Below are 7207 nucleotides of genomic sequence, written 5' to 3'. Positions count from 1 at the left end.
GCGTACGGCCCACAGAATGATGTCACGCTGAAAATGCCGGCCTTTGAATGGGTTCATGTGCAGCTCCATCAGCAAAAGGGGATGATAAGTTTATCACCACCGACTATTTGCAACAGTGCCGTTTCCTGAATGCTGACATATCGCCGTGTTGAAGTAGACGTCAATCTTCTCGCCGGTATAGGCCCGGTAACCTGCCTCCAGTAGTTCCTTTTCCACGACATTACCTCGCATTTTTATTGTCTGAGTCTAATCATAGACCGATGCGAGGCTGAGGGAAGTGGCGGGTAGCAGAAATATCACTCGGGCCTTTTCTGTAACAATGGCTCCCGCTCCGGCGGCAAATATTCCAGCATTGCAGGCGTCGGCGGCGGCAGGCGGTTATCGGCGATGTGCTTGTCCACATCGATATGACTGATTTCGCCATTCTCATGGTGATGGACCGTCAGCACCCTCGCTTTGTTCAACTCTGTAACCAGTTCACGGGTAATACGTAAACTTTCCGCCAGCTCATGGTCTTCCAGTCCTGGTCTGCGACTGCGACGCTCCACCCGAAAACGAAACTGGTTGTATTTCGCCCAGCCGATCAGCACCAGTCCGTTGACCAGCGCGACAAGGATGTAAAACGTGACCGTATCCAGCGTGGTGAAAAAAGGACGCACGCCCATATACGGTGAATGCGCCAGGGCCGTAATCAGCCCTTTGTAGATTAAGTATAAAAATCCAACCCAGGCAAAAATCGTTAACAGAACGTCAATGATGCGCGGCAGCAGACGCCGCTCCGTAAAGATCAGCGGCTGACTCATGATTCGATCCTCCCTATTCCACGGTCAGGACTCACCCAGCGCGCCCTGCCGCGTTTGCGTTTGAGCATCACTTTCGGGAATGACACCAACGTGGTAAACAGGCTCAACAGCCAGTACACCACCGGGAACCAGATTATCCAGAACAATGAGGCGCCAATGCCTTTTTCATAGCGTCGTTCAATCATCAGGCTTATCGCAAACTGTATTAAGCAGACCACGCCGAGAATAAGTCCGGTAAAGGCTGGCGGGAACAGATGTTGAACATACAGCGAGTCCGGCATCGGGATCATCAGTCCCAGCAGGAACAGCACGATACTGATCGCATAGGCAAATGCCCACGTGGTAGAAAAGCAGAACTCGAAAAATAGCGGCCACATGCGGCGGAACTCCCACGACCACAGACGGCGCATGTTAACAATAAACACCTCCGCCCCGCCTTGCGCCCAGCGCAGGCGCTGCTTCCACAGCCCTCTTAACGTTTCAGGCATCAGGATCCAGCACAGCGCGCGCGGCTCAAAGAATATCGACCAATGGCGCAATTGCAGCTTCCAACTGATATCGATGTCTTCGGTGATCATGTCCGGGCTCCAGTACCCCACCTCGGCCAGCGCGCGACGACGAAACGCCGCAACTACGCCAGAGACGCTAAAGATCTGACCATAGACTCGTTGAGTACGCTTAATTAAGCCGATAATGGAAGAGAACTCACCGACCTGCACACGACCGATTAGCGTGGAACGGGTGCGAATACGTGGGTTGCCGGTTACCGCCCCAACGCGTGGGAACTGGATCAGCGGAGCGACCAGATACGCCACGGCATCGCGATCCAGTAACGCATCGCCATCAATACACACCAGGTAATCGCTGCGCGCAGCGGCCGCGCCCGTTTTGAGCGCCAGCGCTTTGCCCTGGTTTTCAGCCAGATGAATGACGCGCAGGCTGGGGTACTCAATCGCCAACTGTTCCAGAACATCGTGCGTATCGTCCGTTGAACCGTCGTTAATGGCAATCACTTCGATATTCTTGTAGCGCTGTGCCATCGCAGCGCCGATGGTTTCCCGCGCGTTGATCCCTTCGTTAAAGCAGGGGATCAAAATGGAAACCAGCGGATTTCCCTCCAGCGTCGGTGGCGGTGTATCGTCTCCCCATTTCCAGTGACGCTCACGATAAAACCAGAAATAGACCCCGCCGCTTATCCATAATGCAGACATGAATAAAGGCCAGAAGAAGACGAAGTTCAACATGACTTCACCTGTAAAGATGACAGCCACGCCAAACGGCAGGCTGAACATCAGGCAAAGTATCAGGAAAGCAATAATGCGATCGGTCATTTTTGCGGGTACCAGTATGAGGAGAACGTCGAGCGAATCTCTGACATCTCAGGTTTGTCGCTGATGAAATCATCCGGATAATAGCCGTAGTTACCTGCACCACTTAGTTTCAGTTGGCGCATCCATTCGGCTATTTGTTTTCCACTGATTTCTGCCTCGTCCCCGGATTTACGCCAGTCTCGTGCCTGCAGTTCAAACACGGTTTTGTCCAGCGCGCCGGGCGTTTGTGCAACGGCATTGACTAATCTGTCGAGCCAGGCATTGGCATCATTAGCCGGGATCTGCTCCATGAATGGCATCGCCATGGGTGCCGTCCAGTCATAGGTATTGAGGAAATCATTCAGGTTTTGCGCAAACCAGGCTTCGCTTTCAGGCTCCAGTACCGGCATGGCGTATATATTGCGGGCAGTTTGCACCTGCGGACCGCGAATATTGCGTACCGATTGCGTCAGTTGCTTAGTAAAGTCGATCAGCATCTTACTTTTCAGGCGCGTCCAGCGTTCGAAGGTTTGAGGGTTGCTACGGATTTGCTCAATACTTCCCGGAAGCCCTGCGGCGCGGTAGGCGGCTAACGCCTCCGGTGACGCATCTTCAAAGTCCGTCAGGAAAGCATCGTCGTGGAACAAAATCCCTTTGAAGCTGGCATGCTTCGCCAGGTCTTCATAGATTTCAGTGATACGTTTACGCGCTTCGCTGTCCCAGGGAGACAGACGCACATAGTTCTCGTGATTGATCGCAGTGCGTCCTGTTTTCGGATCCCATGCCGTCACGCGTGGAATGGAAGCATCGAGGTCGAAAGCCAGTACCGGCATCCAGGCATATACCGTCACCCCGGCCCGCGTTTGTAACTGCCAGGAGATATAGTTAAAGAGATCGGCACGCATCGGCAGCCAGCGGTTAGGGAAATAGAGTTCGCGAATATTCCCGTCGCCTTTAGGATCGGCGTACGCCTGCAGGAAGACATGAGAAATGCGCATGTCATAAACACGCTGGATCAGCTTGTCGATGTTTCGCTTCTGCTGGGCAGGATCTTTGTCATACACGTAATCCAGATCGACGTGCATCACACGCATCGTTTGTGGTTCACGTACCTGAGCAACCTGACTGGCAAAGCGCTTGAGAGACGGGTTATCAGAGATCAGTACGCGCGGGATATCATCAAGAAACGCAGCGTTCGCCAGCCCTTCATTGAGCGTAAAGGCCATCTTATAGCCATGTTCTTTGGCCAGCTTTAAGGTGGTGCCGTTAGCCGCACCATAAGGCCACACCCACGCGCGCGGCGATTTCCCGGTTACCGATTTAATCTTATTGGTGATCAGCGAGATATCAGTATTAATGCGACGATTGTACTGTTCGTCGGTTTCGTAAGTCCCTGTTTTCTTATCGAAAAGGCGATTCGCCACCGCAGGTTCTTTGCTTCCTTGCGGGTTCGCCTCAGCGCCGAAATGCGAGTTCCAGGTGTGCGCCCCCACTTCCACCAACGGCGATTTGCCCATTTCCTCGACCATCTTCCAGGTGGCAAATTTATCTCGCGCCGTCATTAAGCCGCCAAAATCGACTTTTTTATTGGCTGGAGAATCAACCCAACTGCCCACTGGAGCCCAGAGCGCAGGCCAGTTGTAGGCTTTCAGCAGCGGCCAGACGCGGGTATAAAAACTGCTGTATCCGTCGTCAAAGGTGAGTAAGACCGCTTTTTCCGGCAACACAATTTTACCGTCATGAGCGTCCAGAATTTGCTGCACGCTAATCGGATTATAGCCATTATCACGCAACCAGGCCATTTGGTCGCTCAACGCGCTGGTGCGCACGGAGAGGTAGCGCTGGTCGGCGGCGCCATCCTCAACATCATGATAGCCGAGCACCAGGAAGCTGTTTTTCGGCCATGGATGATCTGCCGTCAACGGCGTTCTCTCTGCGGGAGGAACATAGCGAGGCGTTGTATTGTGCGCGCTACTGCACGCGGTAATCATCAACCAGCCAGTGATTAATGCGCTAAGCCACAGGCATCTTTTCAGCATGAACAATCCTTAAAACCTGACATTTAAATCGAAAGCGAGGGAGATATTCCGCTCACGTTTACCGTCATAGGGGCGTTTATCCCAAACCAGCATCACCCCGCCATCTACGACGTTGTTCCATTTGAGCCGTTGTCCATATCCCACCTGAACGATAGCGCCAACGTCTTCACCTTGCTGCCAGTAGCCACCCACTCCGGCTATGCCTTGCTGGGTCCACACGGTGTCATAATGGCGGTAAAGAACCTGTTCCGCGCTCAGGCCTGGCACAACGGAAAAATCACTCTTAGGGTTGTAATACGGCACATTCTCTTTAGTGTTGGTGCTCCCACCGATACCCGGGGTAAAGTCCAGCGTAAAGCGCGGCGTGGTCCACATGCGCTCTTTTCCGCTCAGCCCATATTCGATGCGATCGTTACCATCCGAGAAATGTGATGCGGCAAACGACAATTGGTATTCACGTCGTTCGTTTTGATACCAGCGAACAAACAAATCGCCGCTGTTGGCATATACGCCGCTACGCAGCGCGCGCAGTGGAGTGTTGCGCGAAAGACGCTCGGCCGAACCGCCCACGCGCCAGTTATCGTTGAAATCATGCCAGGCGGAAAGACGACCGCCTATTTTCTGCCCATCGCCATAGTTTCGGCCAGACACTTCCATTTCGGCCCAGTAATCACGGGAAGTCCATTCCGCACCAGCCGCCAGATCGCGGCTAATCCCTTTCCCTTCCTCAAACTCGCCGGTTGCGAAGTTGAATCCGGTAAACAGTCGCCAGTTGTCATTAATTGGCGGGCTGTAAATGGCCGTGTTGATGTTGAAATCATTCTTACCGCTGACCGGGCTATCGGACGAGATCCCCTGCGTGCCGCTAATACGTACTTCCGACATTTTATGCACATCACGCATGCGTGCGAGGCGCAGCGTCGCTTCATCATCCGGACTGCGAGCAATAACGTCATCCGTCAGTTCATCGGCCTGCTTCCACTCCTGGAGATCCAGCGCCACATAGGCCTGCTGACGCTCCAGTTCCAGGTTACTGGGCTCAATCACTTCCGCCAGTTTAAGCTCTTTCTCCGCCGCATGCGGCAGTCCACGGGCTTCAAGAACAGAAGCATAGGATATGCGCAGCCCTTGGTTACCCGAGCCTGTTCGCGCCAGATGCTCTGCGAGTTTTTCTGCCTCCGGCAGTTCATTGGCAGCGATATGATATTGCGTCAGCAACGACTGTCCCAGCAGCCAGTTATCGTTTGGCTGCGGCGTTGGCGAACCATAGATGCGTCGCAGATATGGGCTGTCTTTAATTAACGCATCGACCTGTTTTTTAGCTGCATCAAAGTTTTCATTATCGATGTGCGCGTAGAACAGATCCTGTTGATCCTCAGGACCGAGCGGCGTAACCGGAATCGGTCCGTTCGGATAGTAGATGCTCATCAGCATCGCTTCGGTTTTTTCCGGCTGCCGTTCGCTTAACCATGCCGATGCTACCCAGCGTTTTGCGTAGTTTGGCACCTCGCCGCTCGCAGACAGCGATTCGTATTCACTAATCACTTCAGAAGTGCGTTTACGGACCAGCAAGGCGCCCATGCGGTCAATTCTGGCCCGACGGACATCATTCTGCGCAGAAGGCTCATCTTTCCAGGCAGTCAGCAACTGGTCATAACGGGCTAGCGCTTTATCAGCCACGATAAAACGCTCTTCTTCATTACGCGCAGAGGTATAAGAGGAACGTACCATTTCAGCCGCCGCATCAAGCTCAAGGCGACGCTTCACCGGATCGGCAGTTGGTACCACCTCTGCCATATTTAAGGCGGGCCCGGAAACGCGGTTTGCTGACAGCGCAGACAGCAATGTGGATTTTGCATTTTTTTTGCCTGGATCGACGTCATCCGCCTGGCTGGCAACTAACAATGCATCCCAGTTTTTTCCCTGCGAATGGTAGACATAGGCAAGTAGCGCATCAGAATCAGCCCCGGGATGCGCCTGCGCCCATTTATTCGCTTCAGTAAGGGCTTGCTGATTGTAGCGAGCATCCGCCAACGTCATTATCCAGCCGGTACGTACATCTACGTTATCAGGCTCTTCCTGTAAAACGCTTTCCCAGATGGCTAAAGAATCATTCCAGTTCTTCTGGTTGCGATATGCTCGTGCAGCGGCGACTTTGCCCCGGGCAGGTACATTCATCTGTCCACGATACTGCTGCCAGATTTCAATTGTGGTTTTATCGTTGTTATCGACCCAACTGGAAACTTGCAGCCAGTCGGCAACCTGATTTGGCGTTAGCGCGCTTTTCTTTCCCTGATCCTCAAGGAAACGTAATAGCGGTGCGCTATTACCTCCCCGCGCTTCAATAACCAAAGCGTCATAATCTGATACCGCCGCAGAGATTGGCATCGGGAAAAGAATGCTTGCCGTAAATAAACAGCTTACAGACTTAAAACGTTTAATGAAGTTGTCATGTCGACGCATACTTAACATATCTGCCCTTATATCTTACATCATAGTGAAAATAGGCGTTTTCAATAAGTTACAGTCAATCCCTGACGGTTGCCGACCATGTAAGACGCACTGCCGCTTATTTCGTAATAGGGTTATGAAGCAATTAATTCTTTCGTCTTATTGACTACCCGTGCCTCGTCCTCTAATCATTGGAAAGAAGGCATAAACTCGAGAATTTTATCACTCAGCGTAGTTCGTGGCTATGTAATAAGATAATGCATAGGCAAAAAAAGGATTTTAGACTAAGTTATTCTAAGGAAGGTGCGAACAAGTTCCTGATTTGAGATCATCATATTCATCCGGAGCGCATCCCAGAGGGGCATCATGAGCCATCAACTCACCTTCGCCGATAGTGAATTCAGCACTAAGCGCCGTCAGACCCGAAAAGAGATTTTCCTCTCCCGCATGGAGCAGATTCTGCCATGGCAGAATATGACCGCTGTCATCGAGCCGTTTTATCCCAAGGCGGGCAATGGCCGACGGCCCTATCCGCTGGAGACCATGCTGCGTATTCACTGCATGCAGCATTGGTACAACCTGAGCGACGGTGCCATGGAAGATG

The 7207-nt window shown here is 52.5% G+C and carries 5 protein-coding genes and 1 pseudogene; 1 reads left to right on the top strand and 5 read right to left on the bottom strand.

Annotated features, from left to right (window positions below):
* Positions 1–120: 120 nt before the first annotated feature.
* The 5 genes and pseudogenes from ACMWL8_RS24925 to pgaA all read right to left on the bottom strand — a co-directional run.
* Positions 121–216, bottom strand: a pseudogene (locus ACMWL8_RS24925) ((4Fe-4S)-binding protein); the annotation flags it as partial.
* An 80-nt stretch (positions 217–296) separates the two neighbouring features.
* Positions 297–803: a poly-beta-1,6-N-acetyl-D-glucosamine biosynthesis protein PgaD gene (gene pgaD, locus ACMWL8_RS24920; RefSeq protein WP_034167704.1), complete on the bottom strand. Its 507-nt coding sequence runs from the start codon at positions 801–803 to the stop codon at positions 297–299.
* Positions 800–2134 (bottom strand): poly-beta-1,6-N-acetyl-D-glucosamine synthase, encoded by a 1335-nt coding sequence (gene pgaC / locus ACMWL8_RS24915; protein ID WP_034167705.1) that lies wholly within the window; start codon positions 2132–2134, stop codon positions 800–802. The genes pgaD and pgaC overlap by 4 nt, the downstream gene beginning before the upstream one ends.
* Positions 2131–4152, bottom strand: a complete 2022-nt coding sequence (gene pgaB / locus ACMWL8_RS24910; RefSeq protein ID WP_039025565.1) for a poly-beta-1,6-N-acetyl-D-glucosamine N-deacetylase PgaB — start codon at positions 4150–4152, stop codon at positions 2131–2133. Before pgaB ends, pgaC begins: the two co-directional genes overlap by 4 nt.
* 9 nt (positions 4153–4161) lie before the next feature.
* Positions 4162–6624: a poly-beta-1,6 N-acetyl-D-glucosamine export porin PgaA gene (gene pgaA, locus ACMWL8_RS24905; RefSeq protein ID WP_045620097.1), complete on the bottom strand. Its 2463-nt coding sequence runs from the start codon at positions 6622–6624 to the stop codon at positions 4162–4164.
* Between the two features lie 345 nt (positions 6625–6969).
* On the opposite strand from pgaA, the gene ACMWL8_RS24900 reads away from it, so the two are divergent.
* Positions 6970–7207 (top strand): IS5/IS1182 family transposase (locus tag ACMWL8_RS24900; protein WP_001500328.1); only part of this gene is annotated, 238 nt, incomplete at its 3' end.

The sequence above is a fragment of the Enterobacter sp. 04-C-12-SI-ECC genome, assembly GCF_047530715.1.
Classification (GTDB): Bacteria; Pseudomonadota; Gammaproteobacteria; order Enterobacterales; family Enterobacteriaceae; genus Enterobacter; species Enterobacter bugandensis.
The sequence above is the reverse complement of the archived record's forward strand: the minus strand, read 5'-3'. Positions and strand labels throughout refer to the sequence as shown.